Genomic DNA, 14,400 nt, shown 5'->3' with positions numbered 1-14,400 from the left:
CTCCCCGCCGCGTCCAAGCATCCATGACACATAAATTCTAGTGACATGATATACAAGCCAATTGTTATTGATCTTGCTTGGTTTTCAAGCCGTTGCGACCATTTTAGGCCCGGCTTGTGACGCCACGGACACAGAAACGCGGCTTGCGTGCCCCGACGCCCACGGCTGGGACCCGGCGCCGGCGATCGCCCCGATACGGTCGGTCTGGCCTCTCATCGTCGTCTCCGGCTCTCTATGTCGATAAGATTACTATACTTAACCTCAGGTACACGGAACGGGTTGTCAAATCACAAGCCATTTGAAGCATGGCTTTGCCTCCCGTTTGCCAAATTGGGAATTCTCCTGCAATTGCTGCATGAAGGGATCGGCTATCTTCGGCTGGTCATCCCGTGATCGTGCCCTCCCGTCAGAGGGGCGATGCCAGCGATGCGACAAGCCGCACGAGATCGACCTGGCGGCGAACATCGGTCTTCTCGAAAACATGCAGGAGATGTGTCTTGACCGTCGCGCTCGCCAGGCCGAGGGCCTTTGCGATCTCGCGCTGGGTGCGGCCGGCGACGATTAATTCCACGATGCGAACCTCGGCGGGGGTCAGGCCGTAGAGGGCCGCGAACGCATCGAAGGGAAGACTTATCGGTCTGTCGACCGGAGCGACGAAGAGGGCCGCTATCGCTCGCCGGAACAGGCCCGGGCGGCTTTCGCGCCGCTTCAGCGGCAGGACATGAATGATGCGCGGCTCTCCCGACAGGCCACGTGTCGGAAAACCGGTGCCGCCGCGGCGCCCGAGCGCGGCCTCGTTGCCGGCGGCCTGGGCGACCGCGTCCTCTATCGCCGACGAGATCGCGGGCGAGGCGTCCGAGACGACAAGGCGGCCATTGCTGACCTTGATCGGATCCTTGCGGGCCAGCATGGCCTCGGCGACCGGATTGGCGTGGACCAGTGTCATCAGTTCATCGACCAGCACGACGCCGACCGAGAGGCCGTCCAGCACCGACGACACGTTGGCGGCGGCTATCGATTGCAGTTCGAGCAGCTGGCCGATGGCGATGGCGCGCCGGAAATGCGGGGCCAGGAGACGCAAGGCGTCGAGTTCGGCGCTGCCGACGATGCCGGCCGTCTCATGCCGTCCGAAGGAAAGCGTGGAAACCATGCGCGCATTGCGCTCCAATCCGATCGCGACCGCGTCGACCACCCCTTGCGGCTGGGCCCATTCGAGAAAATAGCGGCTGGCGACAAGCGCGGCATCCGGCACGGCCTGCGACTGCGCGATCGGCTCCTCGAGCGGATATTGCTTTACCTTGGTGTCACCGCCCCAGAGATCGACGAGGTCCTGGCCGTAAGCGGGAAGTTCGCCGAGCTTCACCGAATCGATGCCGGTCGCAACGCCGAGCGTAACCTCCCCGCCCGGAAGCGGATACACGCCGAGAACCGCGTAGCAGAAGTCCAGCTCGGTGCGGATGCTTTCAACCACCGATTGCCATCGCGCCGGATCGAGGACGCAATCGTAGATCCTGCCGATGAGTTCCGAAATGCGCTCCGCCGGATAGGAGCGGCCAGTCATGTCGCCAGTCATGCCGGCCCGCGCGGGTTGACGGTCACTGTCAAGCATCGCGTGCTGCTGCGCCGACATCGCTTCAACGGGATCAATCCCTCGTTCGAGTTTTGCGATTTTGCTGTCTGAAGTCGACGCGGAGGTGGGGGGCACACCGAAAGCCAACTGAAAGTCAGTAGAAAAAAATAGAAGTTGGGAGTCAAGCCTAATCCAAATGGTGGACGCCGGGATGCCTGTTTTGTGATTGAGTGCGCCGGCTTGAGGTTGAACTGAGTTCAAGGCACGTGACACGCATCGGGAGAATTGCATTTCTCCTCCCCCAGCAATGCGTCGGCACATCAGCCAGGTCTTGAACGCTACGGGACGGAACGGCGTCTATGCGCAGACACATTACATCTAGCTAATACTTGGAGAGAACTTCAAGACGACGTGCTTGTCAGCCCCGCCAACGGCCGTCTTACCCGAAGAACATCGAAGCAGCTCGCGAAAGCGGGGCGCCCGTTGCCGGCCTTGGCCGGCATCTGGCCAGGGTGTCGCCTGGCCGGGAATCCCGACGACGTGCGGCCAAAGGAAGATCTGTCGGCATGTCCTGCACAACGGAACTTTTCCTGAGTGCGATGCGTGGGGCCTTGCTGGGTTTCGCGGTCGCGGCTCCCATCGGTCCCACCGGCCTTTTATGCGTGCAGCGCACGATCGCGGGCGGCATCGCACCGGGTCTGGCGACCGGCTATGGGGCGGCGACCACACACTCGGTCTATGCCTCCATTGCCGCCGCCGGGCTTGGGGCGGTGGCGCATGTGCTGATCGGCTGGCACATGCTGCTGCAGCTCTGCGCAGGAATGTTCCTGCTCTACATGGCGGTGACGGCGGCGCGGCTGACGCCGTCGCTGGACGCTGGCCAGCAGCGGCGCATGCCATCGGGCCGGGCCTATGTGACAGGGCTGTTCTGGACGCTGGGCAACCCGATGACGCTGCTAGGCTTCTTCACGCTCACGCCCGGGATATTGGGAGCCGGCATCCCGTCCTGGGAAAGCCTGGCCATTGTCTCTGCCGGCGTGCTGCTCGGCTCGGCGGCCTGGTGGACGACGCTGACACTGGCCACCAACCATCTGCGCAAGCGGCTCAGCGCGCGCGGGCTGCGCACCGTCAATCTCGTCTTCAGTTCGGGCCTGTTCGTCTTCGCGCTGTCGCTGCTGGCAAGCGCGCTGCGGCTGGAGTTGCTCTAGCGGCGGCTGCATGCGCGTGCCGCTTCACGGCTTCGCCGCCTTCTTCGCCTGCACGGTCATCGAGGGTGCATCCGGCGGCGGGGCGGCCTCGTCAGGTTTCTGTTGCCCGGCGACGGGTGTGTCGGGCGCCTGCGGCGCTCCGGACGTCAGGTTGACCGACACGCCGTAGATCTTCCACTGCCGGTTCGCCGGTTCGAACAAAAGCTCGAAATTGACCTGCATTGGCACCGACGGGAAAAAGCCGGCCATGTGCAGCATGCCGTTCGGCTCGATCTGCGGCAGCAAGGTCAGTTGCGGCTCGAGCACCGCGACGGCGCCGAAGTCGAGCCCCTGCTTGCGTTGGTTTGCGAAGATGTCGCCGAGTTGGGCTGCACTGTTGGCCTGGAAATTCGGCGAGCCGAGATCGCGCAGCACCGTGTAGTTGCCGGTCTTGTTGGCCTGGTCGAGCGCCAGCAGCGTGCTGCGGATCAGGATCAGCACGCCGTTGCGGTCGATGTTGGCCGGACGGGCGGCGTGGACCTTGTCGCCCTTCTCCGTCTTTTTGGCCTGCGCCACCGCAGCGCCCTGGGATGCGGCCAACAGGCCGAGCGACAGCAAGGCTGTCGCGGCCGCCCGCGCCATCCGCCTAACCGATGAAGATTGCGGGTGCTTCATGTGGCCTCTGAAGTTCATCCGAGATCGAGCCGCCGGCGGGGAGACAGGCGACCGCGTCTGTGGGAACGCGGCCGCCAGCGGCTTTTTCAAGCCAGCCCCCTCGCACCTCGGATCATGCCGACCGCATCAGTTCAGCGTCCATGACGCCCCGACGCTGACGCCGACATCGCCATGGCTGGTGGTGGCCGACAGAGCGGCGTTGAGGCGGAAATCCTCGCTGGTGTTGTAGCCGAGGCCAAGCGCCAAGCCGGATTGACCCTTGAAGTGGCCGAAGCCGCCGGCGAGCGACAGTTTTTCAGGCCTGTCGTCGTAGCGCAGCCCCGCCGTCGCCAGCGCCAGCGCGGTGCCGGCACGCGCTTCCGTGCGGTTTTCGCTGATCTGGTCGCCGAGATCCTGGAAGCCGGCCTCGAGCGCGCCGACGCGGCCGTCGAGCTGGGTGATGCTGGTGGTGTTGGTGGTTACCCGCGTGTCGAGGTCCGCGATCTCGGTCGTGTGCAGCGCAATCGCGGTGGTGTTGTTGGTGATGCGCGTTTCGTGATCGGCGAGTTCGCTCGTGTGGCTGCTCACAGTGCTGTTCAGCGTGCTGATATCGCTGCTGTTCTGGGCGACCTGTGCCGGCAGGCTCGCAAGCGTCGCCACATCGAACGTCGACGCCGCCAGATTGCCGGTGCTGTCCGTCGTCATCAGATAGGTAGGGCCGGCCTGCGCGGCCTTGCTCGCCTGCGAAGCGACGCCGGTCAGCGTGTAGGTGTTCAGGCCATTGCCAAGCATGACCTGGTTGTCGCGCGTCGTCGTTGCGCCCACGCCGATGGCGATGGAGTTGCATAAATTGGCCGTCGCAGCGTCGCCGAGAGCAATTGCATTCACGGCATTTGCCGTAGCCCCGTTGCCAACGGCCGTGGCGTTGCCGCCGTTCGCCTGGGCCGAGCTGCCAAGGGCGGTGGCGTTCACGGCATTCGCCTGGGCCGCGGTGCCGAGGGCGGTGGCATTGGCCTGGTTCGCCCCGCCGGCGCCGGCCTCGGCCCCAGTGCCGATGGCCGTCGTGTTCGCATTGTTGTAGTCGGTGGTCAGGCCGCCCGCGTTCGTGTCGAAAACAAGTCCACCGGCGCCGGCGTTGACGCCGAGCGCCACGCTGTTGTCCCCGAAGGCACCCGCGCCATTGCCCATCGCAACCGAGAGAGTGCCATTGCTATTGGCCGATCTTCCGCATGCGGTGCCGCCGGATGACGTCTGCGCGAAAGCCGCTCCACCATCCTGACCATTGAAATCCTGGCAGATGACTCCTGCCGCGCGCGCCGGGCCTGGTGCGAAGGCGACGCCGCCGGCCGCCGCGATTGCCACCATCACTGCTGTCCCGAGCTCGGGCACTTGGGAGGATGCCGCGCGCACGAAAGCCGCTGTCGCGGCGGACATCGATGCAATGTGTTGTCGCAGAGGACGGGTCGGCGTCACCGTTCTGATCCTTGTCGCGGCAATGGCGTCCTCCGGTATGCTCGCCCGTCCAATCGTTTCTGCAATCACGTTCAACCTCTCGCTTCATTGCCAAATAGCTGACCCGGACGAGTGACCTGGTGTCGCCCCGCCGGCGGCTGACCGGTCCCGCGCGATAGCCAGGCCGGTGGACAAGCTCCGGCCATGGCTGGGCTGAAAACCAAGCAGTTGCGCTACCGACCTTTGTGCTGTCGTCCCCGGACAGCAGTCGCCTTTGCAAACACCGATGCCCTCGAATTCCGCGCAGGACCGCAGCACCCGACGGACGCAAACGAACACAAAGAAAATGTCGCGTCTTCCACCATTCGGTGGATAGCGGCGACCAAGGCCCGATGGTACCGCCAAAGACTGGATCACCATCTCCCTTGGGAGATGACAGGACTTGCCCGATCCGGATCATGCGTTCATTTTGCTGCCATGCAGCAAGGGTATGGTGCGATGCGTTCTGCTTTATCGATGGCTCAATTGTCCGAACTGATCGGGCTGATCTACGACGCCGCGATCGATCCCGCGCGCTGGCCCGTCGCGATCGAGGAGATGCGCATCGCGCTCGGCTTCGGGACCGCCGCCCTCCGCCTGCAAGCGCTGCCGTCGGGCGAGGTGCTGGTCAACGTAGCCAGCAACATCCCGCAACCCTATGTCGACCAGATGGCCAGCTACGGCGCTGAAGTCCTCGAGCTATGGGGTGGCATGGCGGTGGTGGGCTCGCTGCCGATGGATCGACCGGCGGTGTTGAGCCAGCTCAATCCCAACCTCGACAACACGACGAACCGCTACTTTGTGGAGGTCGGTAAACCGCAAGGCATGATCGATTCCCTGGCGGTGCCGCTCGCGCGCGATGGGCGTGGTCTCGGCTCACTGTCCTTCAGCCGCCATGTCGATGCCGCTCCCATCAACGATCTGCAGATCGAGGCCGCCCGATTGTTGATCCCGCACCTGCAGCGCGCCGCGACGATCAACCGGCTGCTCGACATCGCGGCGATCGCCCGGTCGACCTTCGAGTCGGTGCTCGACACGCTGACGGCACCGGTCTTTCTCACCACCGCGGATCTGCATGTCGTGCATGCCAATCCGGCAGCGCGTGCGATTGTCGCCGGGGGCGAGCTGCTGAACATCCGCAACGGGATTCTCAGCCCCAGCGTTTCCGCCGTGTCCAGCGCGCTGGCGGTCGCGGTATCCCAGGCAGCGCAGGACGAGAGCGCCATCGGCCGCAAGGGGTTGGGAGTTCCAATGCGCTGGCGCGACGGCTCGGCTGGAGCCTTGCATGTCCTGCCGCTGCGCCCGGGGCGCGGGGCGTTTGATGCCAGCGTGGTGGCGGCGGTGTTTGTCGCACGCGCGGATACACCCTTTGTCGCGCCGACCGCGCTGGTCGCCGCGCTGTTCGGCCTGACGCCGGCCGAGGCGCGCGTCTTCGAGCAGATCGCGGCGGGCCGTACGGTTGAGGAGACCTCCGATGTTCTCAACATCGGCCGCAGCACGGTCAGGACGCATCTGCTGCGGCTGTTCGAGAAGACCGGCGTGCGGCGGCAGGTCGAGTTGGTTCAGCTCGCCGCGTCTCTCGCGTCGCCCGTAGCCGCCAGCGTCTGACCGGCTATGAGCAGGCGACAATCTCCATCGGAAATTGGAGACCCGCGGATCATGCGTTCAATTTTTCTGCAGTGCGGCAAGGGTGGTGGCAATGCGTTCTCCTCTCTCGATGGCTCGGTTGTCCGAACTGATAGGGCTGATCTACGACGCCGCGATCGATCCCCCGCGCTGGTCCGTCGCCATTGAAGAGATCCGCATCGCGCTCGATTTCGAGAACGCGGCCCTCAACCTGCAAGCGTTGCCGTCGGGCGAAGTGCTGCTCAACGTGACCAGCAACATGCCGCAGGACTACGTCGAACGGATCGCGGACTACGCCGTTGACATTACCGACCAGTGGGGTGGGCTGGCGGTGCTTTTGGCCCTGCCGATGGATCAGCCCGCGGTGATGAGCCGCGTCAATCCAGAGGCGAGTACGACCAACCGCTACTCGCTGGAGTGGGCCAAGCCGCGGGGGTTGGTCGATGTCATGGGGCTGGGGCTCGCTCGCGACGAGCGTGGTTTTGGGTCGCTGGGCCTTGGCCGTCACGAGAGCGTGGAGCCGATCGGTGACTATGAGATCGAGACCGCCCGATTGTTGATCCCGCATCTCCAGCGCGCCGCGACGATCAACCGGCTGCTGGACATCGCGGCGATCGCCCGGTCGACCTTCGAGACGGTGCTCGACACGCTGACAGCACCGATCTTTCTCACCACCGCGGATATGCGTGTCGTGCATGCCAACCCGGCGGCACTTGAACTCGTCGCCAGGGGCGACCTCCTCAACATCCGCAACGGCGTTCTCACCGCCGGCGCGTCGGCCGTGTCCAGCGCGCTGGCTGTCGCGGTATCGCAGGCGGCGCAGGACGAAAGCGCCATAGGCCGCAAGGGGCTGGGAGTTCCGATACGCTGGAAGGACGGCTCGGCCGGAGCCTTGCACGTGCTGCCGCTGCGTCCGGGGCGTGGAGCGTTCGATGCCAGCGTGGTGGCGGCAGTGTTCGTGGCGCGGGCCGATACGCCGTTCGTCGCGCCGACCGCGCTGGTCGCCGCGCTGTTCGGCCTGACGCCGGCCGAGGCGCGCGTCTTCGAGCAGATCGCGGCGGGCCGCACGGTTGAGGAGACCTCCGATGTTCTCAACATCGGCCGCAGCACGGTCAGGACGCATCTGCTGCGGCTGTTCGAGAAGACCGGCGTGCGGCGGCAGGTCGAGCTGGTTCAGCTCGCCGCGTCGCTCGCGTCGCCCATGGCTGGTGTGGCGTAGCTATGAGCAGACCCGGGCCGTAGGAGACATATGGCGCGGGCTGGTTTCCAGCCAGCAAAGAACTCAAGCGGCCGTTACGAGAATTCATTTCAACCGGGCAGTCCGATCCGCAGACCAACGTGCTCGATCACACTGGCAAGCGTCGTCTTTTTGATCTCAAGCGAAATTTTCGTCTTCGCGCGCGCAGCCGGGATGAACAATTCTTCCTCGCTGTATCTGCTCAGGAACTCCGCTACGGCCGACAATTCGGCTCCCTTTACGCAAATATTTATGATGCTGTCAGCCGGCCGCTTCGTCGTTCGCTCGGATAAGATCTGGAGAGGCCCGCAAGTGCAGTCGCAATATCCTTCATCGTAGTGATAAATACAAATACAGTGCTGGTATTGGGGACAAATTGTATTGCATTCACAATCATCCTCAACTGTCATCGTATTCTCCAAACAATTTATGGGTCCCATCGGATCGGGGGACAGAGGTGGACCGCAGACCAACATGAAAAGGATTTCGCGTCGTCCACCGTTCGGTGGACAGCGGCGGCTCAAGTTCGATGATTTCGCTGCCCGAGGCAGTGTCGCGATGTGACGACGGGCGCGCCACAGCCTCCCTTTCCGCTTCGGCACCCCGCCACCGATAGCTTTTTTCCAACAAATCTGCCTTCGTTGGAAGGATTTAACTCTACAAGAACGATAGAATTAGAGGACTATCATGGGGCAATCCGGTTTTTTCGTCTTTCATGGAGCCCTTTGATGTCCACCATTTCGCGACGCATCCTTCTCCTGTCGTCGGCCGCCCTGGCCGGCGCCGCCTTCCTCAGCCCGGCCTTGGCCGAAGATTTGAAGATCACCATCGGCTACCAGACGGTGGTCGAGCCCTCCAAGGTGCCGCAGGCCGATGGCGCCTATGAAAAGGCCACCAAGGCCGCCATCGACTGGCGCAAGTTCGATTCCGGCGCCGATGTCATCGCCGCGGTCGCTTCCGGCTCGGTCGACATCGGCTATGTCGGTTCGAGCCCGCTGGCGGCGGCGGCCAGCCGCGAACTGCCGATCCAGACCATCTTCGTCGTCGGCCTGATCGGGCAATCCGAAGCGCTGGTCGCCCGCAACGGCGCCGGCATCGAGAAGGTCGCCGACCTTGCCGGCAAGAAGGTCGCCGTGCCCTTCGTCTCGACGACGCATTACAGCCTGCTCGCCGCGCTGAAGCATGAGAATGTCGATCCGAAATCGGTCGAGATCCTCAATCTCAGGCCGCCCGAAATCGCCGCTGCTTTCGCACGCGGCGACATCGATGCCGCCTATGTCTGGGATCCGGCGCTCGGCCAGATCAAGACGTCGGGCAAGATCGTGGTGGACTCTTCGCAGGTCGCGGCCTGGGGCGCGCCGACCTTCGACGCCTGGATCGTGCGCACCGACTTCGCCGAGAAGAACCCGGAAGCGGTGCGCGACTTCGTCAAGGTGACCGGCGCTTCCTATGCCGAGTACCTCGCCAAGCCGGACACCTGGTCGGCGACGTCGCCGCAGGCCGAAAAGATCGCCAAGCTCACCGGCGCCAAGCTGGAAGAAGTGCCGGAGCTCCTGAAGGGCTATGTCTTCCCGACATTGGAAGAGCAGGCCTCCGACAAGTTCCTCGGCGGCGGCACCGTCAAGGCGATCGCGGCGGCGTCCGCCTTCCTCAAGGAGCAAGGCAAGGTCGACGCCGTACTGCCGGACTATTCGAAATACGTGACATCGAAATACGTCACCGAGGCGCAGGCCTCGAACTAGAGCAGTCCACCGTTTAACGGAAACGGTGAACTGCTCTAACTCTTTGTTTTGACGCAATTCCGGACGGAAAACCGCTTCACGCTTTTCCTGGAATTGCTCTAGCGCTCAACCAGACACGCGCGCTTCTTCCCGACGCTGCGTGTTGCCTGTCCCGAAACCGCTGATGAAATGGATTTCGGGGCAGGCGGATTTCCTTCAAATCGGCGAGGCACCATGCCGCATCTCGTGCTCGACCCCCATCTCGTACTGGACAAGATCTCGGTCCACTATGACGGCCAGCCGGCACCGGCCGTGGAGCGGGTGTCGATCGACGTCGCCAAGGGCGACTTCGTCGTCCTTGTCGGCCGTTCCGGCTGCGGCAAGACCTCGCTGCTAAATGTCGCGGCCGGCCTGGTCGCGCCGGCGCGCGGCACGGCCACGATCGATGGCCGTCCGATCGCGGCGCCCGGTTCGGACCGGGCGGTGGTCTTCCAGAACGATGCGCTGTTCCCGTGGCTGACCGCGCGCGAGAATGTCGCCTTCGCCCTCAGGTTGCGTGGCGTGCAGCCGGCGGAGCGGGCACGGCGCGCCGATGAGCTTCTGGCGCTGGTGAAACTCGACGGCGCTGGCGACAAGCACATCTGGGAGCTTTCCGGCGGCATGCGCCAGCGTGTCGGCCTGGCCCGGGCGCTCGCCGCCGAACCCGAATTCCTGCTGCTCGACGAGCCGCTCGGCGCGCTCGATGCGCTGACGCGCGAACGCATGCAGACGACGCTGCTCGATCTCTGGACGGCAAGCGCGGCCGGCGTGCTGATGGTGACGCACGGCATCGAGGAGGCATTGGTGCTCGCCACCCGCATCGTCGTGCTGGCGCCCGGACCGGGCCGCGTGGTGCGGACCTTCGAGCCCGGCTTCTCCAGGCGCTACACGTCGGGCGAGGCCATCCGCGCCATCAAGGCCGATCCGGCCTTTGCCGCGGCGCGCGGCGAACTGACCGACGCCATCTTCGAAGGAGAGACGGCATGACCATTTCCTCCTACAGCGAGCGGCCCGGCTCCCGCATCGACGAGGCTGACGGCCTGTCGGTGCCGTGGTCCAGGCCGAGCCCGAAGCGGACAGGCGTCTCGGCCCGCATCGTCAGTGCGGTCACCATCCTGGCGGTGCTGGCTCTATGGGCGCTGTCGGCCCGCCTGCAGCTGGTGTCGCCGGTGTTCCTGCCCTCGCCGCTCGCCGTGTGGAACAAGTTCATCGTCGTCATCAGGGACGGCTTCGTCGACGCGACGCTCGCCCAGCATGCCGTCGCCAGCCTTGGCCGGGTGTTTGCCGCACTGGTCGCGGCCATCCTCGTCGGCGTGCCGGTTGGCCTTGCCATCGGCATCAGCACGGTCGGACGCGGCATTTTCGATCCCTTGCTGGAATTCCTGCGGCCGATCCCGCCGCTCGCCTACTTGCCGCTGGTCATCATCTGGTTCGGCATCGGCGAGCCGTCGAAGATCCTGGTGATCGCAATCGCCATGCTGGCGCCGGTGGCGTTGTCGACCGCCTCGGGCGTTCTCGGCGTCTCGCAGGAGCGCATCAACGCGGCGCGTTCATTGGGTGCCACGCGCGCGCAAGCGGTCCGCCACGTCATCCTGCCCAGCGCGTTGCCCTCGATCCTGACCGGCCTGCGCATCGCGCTCGGCGCCGGCTGGTCGACGCTGGTCGCGGCCGAACTGGTGGCGGCGACGCGCGGGCTTGGCTTCATGATCCAGTCGGCGGCCCAGTTCCTGGTCACCGACGTGGTGGTGATGGGCATATTGGTGATTGCCGCCATCGCCTTCGTGCTCGAATTCGCCATCCGCAGGATCGAGCGTGTGTTCGTCCCGTGGGCGGGACGCGAATGAAAAGCGAAAGGAGAACGACGATGACCCATTCCACCGCCGTGCTGTTCGCCCATTTCGGCAACTGGCTGCTGGGCCTAGCGTCCAACGTCGAGGAGGCCAGGCGCGACGCCCCCCGCTCGCCCGCACCCGTCCGGCTCCAGCCCGGGCGCGACCGCTTGCCGCCACGCGACGAAAGTTTCTACTGGGCCTGGCAGTATTGGTCGCAGTGAGGGGGAACACACCAACGCAGCGATGATGACGGGCGTCGCGTTCCGTCGCGCCCCCCTCTGCCCTGCCGGGCATCTCCCCCTCTAGTGGGGAGATTGGCAGTTTCGGCCAAGCTGCCTTTCAACGCTGAAGATTGGTGAAAGTGGGCATGACAGCCGATCTCCCCCCTTGTGGGGGAGATGTCCGGCAGGACAGAGGGGGGCGCCCACACTCGTTCTGCAACGCAGTCTGCCGCAACTCACCCCCGCCGGTTCGCCCATACCAGGCCGGCGATGCCGACCAGCATGGCGGCGATGCCGATATAGAGCCATTGCGACTGGCCGGTCATGAAACTGCCGCCGAGCACCCCGATGCCTTGCAGCGACCACAGCGCACCGATGGCCAGTACAATCAAGGCCAGCAGATTTTTGGCCAGCAGATTTCTGGTCAGTCTCATTGACGGGTCTCGCTTTCCCAGTCGATCGATTGCGGCGCCGTGACCGCGATGAAAGAGCCAAAGGAAATGGCTCAATCCTGATGATTTCTACTTGGAGATTAAGCCCGGATCTTGTCAAACGGATCTCGGATATCAGCGAAAAGATCATCGCGAATTGATCAAATCTCGCCAAGAAATCCATGACAGACTGTTACCTGGCGACTCCAAACGTGTGCTCTCGCCATGGAACCGCCAGATGACTGCCGCATTTCCTGCCTTATTTCGCACCTAACGGCTGGGGTCTGTCAAAAACGGAGCCTTTCCCCAAATATGAAGAACACAAAACAGACCGCGCTTGTCGCGGTAACGATCGCTGCTGGCCTGATGGTCGGCGCTTCCGCAACCTCGGCGACCGCTGCCGCTCAGTGTGGCCGTGCCTCGTGGTATGCCCTGCACTCCAGGACCGCATCGGGCGAGCGTATGAACCCATCGGCGCTGACCGCGGCCCACCGCACCCTGCCTTTCGGCACCAAGCTGCGGGTGACCAACAAGAACAACGGCCGCAGCGTCGTCGTGCGCATCAACGATCGCGGCCCGTTCATCAAGGGACGCGTGCTCGACCTGTCGAAGGGCGCGGCCGGCCAGCTCGGCTTCATCGGCTCCGGCCACACCGCCGTCTGCATGGCGCGCGTTTGAGATATCCGAGTCCGGCACAGGCCGGGCCCAGCAAGCCCCCCGCCTTCGCAGCCGCACACTGAGCCGGCTCGCCCCGTTCAGGGCGGATTCCCAAGCCTTGGACGAAAGAAGAGCATAGATCACGCCACGTGACGTATTGCATCGCAGCAATTAGTTGTTAACTTCGCCGCGAGACATTTAGGCTCGGCGCTGCTCGTCGTCCCTTCGGTCGCGGCAGCAGCGAGGTTCTCGATGTTCTACCAGCTCTATGAAATGAACCACGCCGTCCTGCAACCCGCGCGTCTTTACGCCGACGCGGTGCGGCTGTTCTACTCCAACCCGCTCAATCCGTTTTCGCACACGCCCTGGGGCCGTTCCATCGCGGCGACCGCCGAACTGTTCGAGCGCACCACGCGACGCTACGGCAAGCCGGTCTTCGGCCTCGACAAGACAGTGGTCGACTGGAAAAGCGTCGCGGTCGCCGAAAAGACCGTCTGGTCGAAGCCGTTCTGCAATCTCGTCCGCTTCGAGCGCGCGGTTCCCGCCGGGCGCCGGCCGGATCCGAAGCTTCTGATCGTGGCGCCGATGTCGGGCCACTACGCGACGCTGCTGCGCGGCACGGTCGAAGCCATGCTGCCCTACGCCGATGTCCACATCACCGACTGGGTCGATGCCCGCATGGTGCCGCTGTCGGACGGCAGCTTCGATCTCGACGATTATATCGACTATGTCATAGACATGCTGCACACGCTGGGTCCGGACACCCATGTGATGGCTGTATGCCAGCCTTCCGTGCCGGTTCTGGCCGCGGCGGCGCTGATGGAAGCCAAGGGCGATCCTTTCGTGCCCTCGACCATGACCCTGATGGGCGGCCCGATCGACACCCGCCGCAACCCGACCGCGGTCAACCTGCTGGCGGAGGAAAAGGGCATCGACTGGTTCCGCGACAATGTCGTCATGCAAGCGCCCTGGCCGGTGCCCGGCTTCGGCCGCGAGGTCTATCCGGGCTTCCTGCAGCTCTCCGGCTTCATGAGCATGAACCTCGACCGCCACATCATCGCCCACAAGGACTTCTTCATGCACCTCGTGAAGCATGACGGCGACAATGCCGAGAAGCACCGCGATTTCTACGACGAATATCTGGCGGTGATGGACCTGACGGCGGAATTCTACCTGCAGACCGTCGACACCGTCTTCGTGCGCCATGCCTTGCCCAAGGGCGAGATGACGCATCGCGGCACCAGGATCGATCCGTCCGTCATCCGCAACGTCGCTTTGTTCACCGTCGAGGGCGAGAACGACGACATATCGGGCCTCGGCCAGACCAAGGCGGCGCAGGATCTGTGCGTCAACATCCCGGCCGACAGGAAGGCGCACTACATGCAGCCGGCGGTCGGCCATTACGGCGTCTTCAACGGCTCGCGCTTCCGCTCCGAGATCGTGCCGCGCATCGTCGATTTCATCACCAGCTATGGCCGCCAGACCCGGGTCGCGGTCAAGCCGAAGCTGGTCCGCACCGCCAAGCGATAGGCAATCGCGGCAAGACCGTTGACCGGTTTTGCCTCCGCAATGCTTCAAAAGACGAAAAAAAGCGGCAGCGGCCGCCGGAAGCCGGACCAATAGGCGCAAAAGCCGGCCACAAGCCCGGTTCTGTTGCACAATAGACGCTGTTCCTCCCCGCGGGTAACCATGCTGCAAATCAGACTGTCGTCGTAATTGACACGGACTGTAAAT

General features: G+C 64.1%; 14 protein-coding genes. 9 read left to right on the top strand and 5 right to left on the bottom strand.

What is annotated here, in order from left to right:
• Nucleotides 1-406: 406 nt before the first annotated feature.
• Entirely contained in the window at nt 407-1,609 is a 1,203-nt protein-coding gene (locus AC0NIH_RS04150; RefSeq protein ID WP_224690268.1) for a helix-turn-helix transcriptional regulator, read from the bottom strand.
• Nucleotides 1,610-2,136: 527 nt separating this feature from the next.
• Between AC0NIH_RS04150 and AC0NIH_RS04145 the strand changes: the two genes are divergently transcribed.
• Nucleotides 2,137-2,778: a LysE family translocator gene (locus tag AC0NIH_RS04145; protein ID WP_224690267.1), complete on the top strand. Its 642-nt coding sequence runs from the start codon at nt 2,137-2,139 to the stop codon at nt 2,776-2,778.
• A gap of 24 nt (nt 2,779-2,802) precedes the next feature.
• On the opposite strand, the gene AC0NIH_RS04140 is transcribed toward AC0NIH_RS04145, so the two are convergent.
• On the bottom strand, nt 2,803-3,399 hold the full coding sequence (locus AC0NIH_RS04140) for a hypothetical protein (RefSeq protein ID WP_473466387.1): 597 nt from the start codon (nt 3,397-3,399) through the stop codon (nt 2,803-2,805).
• A 159-nt stretch (nt 3,400-3,558) separates the two neighbouring features.
• Entirely contained in the window at nt 3,559-4,776 is a 1,218-nt protein-coding gene (locus AC0NIH_RS04135; protein ID WP_474025152.1) for a YadA-like family protein, read from the bottom strand.
• Nucleotides 4,777-5,388: 612 nt separating this feature from the next.
• On the opposite strand from AC0NIH_RS04135, the gene AC0NIH_RS04130 reads away from it, so the two are divergent.
• A complete protein-coding gene (locus AC0NIH_RS04130) occupies nt 5,389-6,510 on the top strand; it encodes a helix-turn-helix transcriptional regulator (protein ID WP_224690264.1) in 1,122 nt (373 codons plus the stop codon).
• Between the two features lie 91 nt (nt 6,511-6,601).
• Nucleotides 6,602-7,747: a helix-turn-helix transcriptional regulator gene (locus AC0NIH_RS04125; protein ID WP_473466392.1), complete on the top strand. Its 1,146-nt coding sequence runs from the start codon at nt 6,602-6,604 to the stop codon at nt 7,745-7,747.
• An 89-nt stretch (nt 7,748-7,836) separates the two neighbouring features.
• Here AC0NIH_RS04125 and AC0NIH_RS04120 read toward each other — a convergent pair whose 3' ends face one another.
• Nucleotides 7,837-7,992, bottom strand: coding sequence for a hypothetical protein (locus AC0NIH_RS04120; protein ID WP_473466394.1), 156 nt, complete (start codon nt 7,990-7,992; stop codon nt 7,837-7,839).
• Between the two features lie 501 nt (nt 7,993-8,493).
• Here AC0NIH_RS04120 and tauA point away from each other — a divergent pair.
• The 4 genes from tauA to AC0NIH_RS04100 all read left to right on the top strand — a co-directional run bounded on the left by tauA (nt 8,494) and on the right by AC0NIH_RS04100 (nt 11,578).
• A complete protein-coding gene (gene tauA / locus AC0NIH_RS04115; protein WP_023769305.1) occupies nt 8,494-9,507 on the top strand; it encodes a taurine ABC transporter substrate-binding protein in 1,014 nt (337 codons plus the stop codon).
• 213 nt (nt 9,508-9,720) lie between these two features.
• The gene (locus AC0NIH_RS04110; protein ID WP_473466396.1) at nt 9,721-10,512 is read left to right on the top strand and encodes a taurine ABC transporter ATP-binding protein; all 792 of its coding nucleotides are present in this window, start codon (nt 9,721-9,723) and stop codon (nt 10,510-10,512) included.
• Complete coding sequence (locus AC0NIH_RS04105; RefSeq protein ID WP_473466400.1) at nt 10,509-11,369, top strand: ABC transporter permease subunit; 861 nt, start codon at nt 10,509-10,511, stop codon at nt 11,367-11,369. The genes AC0NIH_RS04110 and AC0NIH_RS04105 overlap by 4 nt, the downstream gene beginning before the upstream one ends.
• A gap of 20 nt (nt 11,370-11,389) precedes the next feature.
• Nucleotides 11,390-11,578, top strand: a complete 189-nt coding sequence (locus AC0NIH_RS04100; RefSeq protein WP_031250443.1) for a hypothetical protein — start codon at nt 11,390-11,392, stop codon at nt 11,576-11,578.
• A 236-nt stretch (nt 11,579-11,814) separates the two neighbouring features.
• Here AC0NIH_RS04100 and AC0NIH_RS04095 read toward each other — a convergent pair whose 3' ends face one another.
• Nucleotides 11,815-12,012 (bottom strand): hypothetical protein, encoded by a 198-nt coding sequence (locus AC0NIH_RS04095; protein ID WP_473466403.1) that lies wholly within the window; start codon nt 12,010-12,012, stop codon nt 11,815-11,817.
• Between the two features lie 309 nt (nt 12,013-12,321).
• Between AC0NIH_RS04095 and AC0NIH_RS04090 the strand changes: the two genes are divergently transcribed.
• Together AC0NIH_RS04090 and AC0NIH_RS04085 are read left to right on the top strand one after the other, a co-directional pair.
• Nucleotides 12,322-12,687 (top strand): septal ring lytic transglycosylase RlpA family protein, encoded by a 366-nt coding sequence (locus tag AC0NIH_RS04090; RefSeq protein ID WP_023769300.1) that lies wholly within the window; start codon nt 12,322-12,324, stop codon nt 12,685-12,687.
• 231 nt (nt 12,688-12,918) lie between these two features.
• The gene (locus AC0NIH_RS04085; protein WP_473466406.1) at nt 12,919-14,196 is read left to right on the top strand and encodes a polyhydroxyalkanoate depolymerase; all 1,278 of its coding nucleotides are present in this window, start codon (nt 12,919-12,921) and stop codon (nt 14,194-14,196) included.
• The last annotated feature ends 204 nt before the right edge of the window (nt 14,197-14,400 follow it).

This window comes from Mesorhizobium sp. WSM1386 (assembly GCF_055901595.1).
This window is presented reverse-complemented; position numbering and strand designations above follow the sequence as displayed.

Excerpts from the sequence above, each read along its gene's own strand:
- AC0NIH_RS04150 (WP_224690268.1), bottom strand. The coding sequence starts at position 1,609 with ATGCTTGACAGTGACCGTCAACCCGCGCGGGCCGGCATGACTGGCGAC.
- AC0NIH_RS04145 (WP_224690267.1), top strand. The coding sequence starts at position 2,137 with ATGTCCTGCACAACGGAACTTTTCCTGAGTGCGATGCGTGGGGCCTTG.
- AC0NIH_RS04140 (WP_473466387.1), bottom strand. The coding sequence starts at position 3,399 with ATGGCGCGGGCGGCCGCGACAGCCTTGCTGTCGCTCGGCCTGTTGGCC.
- AC0NIH_RS04135 (WP_474025152.1), bottom strand. The coding sequence starts at position 4,776 with ATGGTGGCAATCGCGGCGGCCGGCGGCGTCGCCTTCGCACCAGGCCCG.
- AC0NIH_RS04125 (WP_473466392.1), top strand. The coding sequence starts at position 6,602 with ATGCGTTCTCCTCTCTCGATGGCTCGGTTGTCCGAACTGATAGGGCTG.
- tauA (WP_023769305.1), top strand. The coding sequence starts at position 8,494 with ATGTCCACCATTTCGCGACGCATCCTTCTCCTGTCGTCGGCCGCCCTG.
- AC0NIH_RS04110 (WP_473466396.1), top strand. The coding sequence starts at position 9,721 with ATGCCGCATCTCGTGCTCGACCCCCATCTCGTACTGGACAAGATCTCG.
- AC0NIH_RS04105 (WP_473466400.1), top strand. The coding sequence starts at position 10,509 with ATGACCATTTCCTCCTACAGCGAGCGGCCCGGCTCCCGCATCGACGAG.
- AC0NIH_RS04100 (WP_031250443.1), top strand. The coding sequence starts at position 11,390 with ATGACCCATTCCACCGCCGTGCTGTTCGCCCATTTCGGCAACTGGCTG.
- AC0NIH_RS04095 (WP_473466403.1), bottom strand. The coding sequence starts at position 12,012 with ATGAGACTGACCAGAAATCTGCTGGCCAAAAATCTGCTGGCCTTGATT.
- AC0NIH_RS04090 (WP_023769300.1), top strand. The coding sequence starts at position 12,322 with ATGAAGAACACAAAACAGACCGCGCTTGTCGCGGTAACGATCGCTGCT.
- AC0NIH_RS04085 (WP_473466406.1), top strand. The coding sequence starts at position 12,919 with ATGTTCTACCAGCTCTATGAAATGAACCACGCCGTCCTGCAACCCGCG.